This window comes from Rhodohalobacter sp. 8-1, from assembly GCF_038150125.1.
In the GTDB taxonomy this organism is placed as follows: Bacteria; Bacteroidota; Rhodothermia; order Balneolales; family Balneolaceae; genus SW132.
The window spans coordinates 1-886 of sequence record NZ_JBBVMF010000059.1 but is presented as its reverse complement, the minus strand read 5'-3'; the positions used below and the strand labels follow the sequence as shown (position 1 = coordinate 886).

General features: G+C 53.8%; 1 protein-coding gene. It reads right to left on the bottom strand.

The window, feature by feature from the left end; genetic code table 11:
• The coding region (locus AABW11_RS20000; RefSeq protein ID WP_340107102.1) for a reverse transcriptase domain-containing protein at window positions 1–545 on the bottom strand (545 nt) is incomplete at its 3' end.
• Window positions 546–886: the final 341 nt, after the last annotated feature.

Below are 886 nucleotides of genomic sequence, written 5' to 3'. Positions count from 1 at the left end.
ACACCGTCTTTTATCCGCAGATCGAGTAGTTCCCGCAACTTCCCGTGGTCGATGCTCCCGAAGTAATTGGCCATGTCTGCATCGATGATGTAGCATTTGCCTTTAAAACTTACGTCTTTAAAGAGCATCTCCAGGGCCTGATGCTGCGATTTGCCCGGACGAAACCCAAACGAGTTGGGGTAGAACAGTTGCTCGTAGACCGGGGTAAGGACTCTGGTTACTGCAGATTGCAGCACCTTGTCTTCCACCGTTGGCAGTCCCAGCGGACGTTGTTTACCATCCCCTTTGGGGATGTACGTGCGCCGAATCGCCGGGGCACGATATTGTCCGCTCTTGAACTGCGTGAGCAGCTCCGGCAACCGTTCTTCCCGCTGTTCATTGTACTGGCTCCAGCGTTGCCCGTCTACTCCGGGTGCCCCTTTCTTATTCAGGGCATCCAGACATTGGCTCAGCAGAGCATCGTCAATGAAGCTCGCCAGATTTGTCAAGGGCTGGTCGGGGTATGCCCTCGCCCTTTCTGCTATGTGTAAGTCTTCTGTTAACATAGTACTCAATGACTCTGGTTCATGTTATGTTTCTGAGTTACACGTCCACAAACAGGCACCTCCCTTCCCTGACAGATGGGTCTCGTGGAGCCAATTCCCCATCCTTCGGCGGTACTATGAAGGTGCTAAGACTGCCTTCGTCCGTCTCCTCGCCTTCGGTTTCCCTCGGCTTAGATACCACATCGGCGTTGCCGGTTTCTTATCGCCCTCCATCCGGCAACGGCGGAATGAATGGCCTGGATCTTTGGTCTACCGGTTATCCCTGATTCCGGTGGTTACGAGTGGAGACGTTAGGCTCTCCCAAGTTCCCGTGGAAACCTCATGCATGTTTGCCCTGCTCT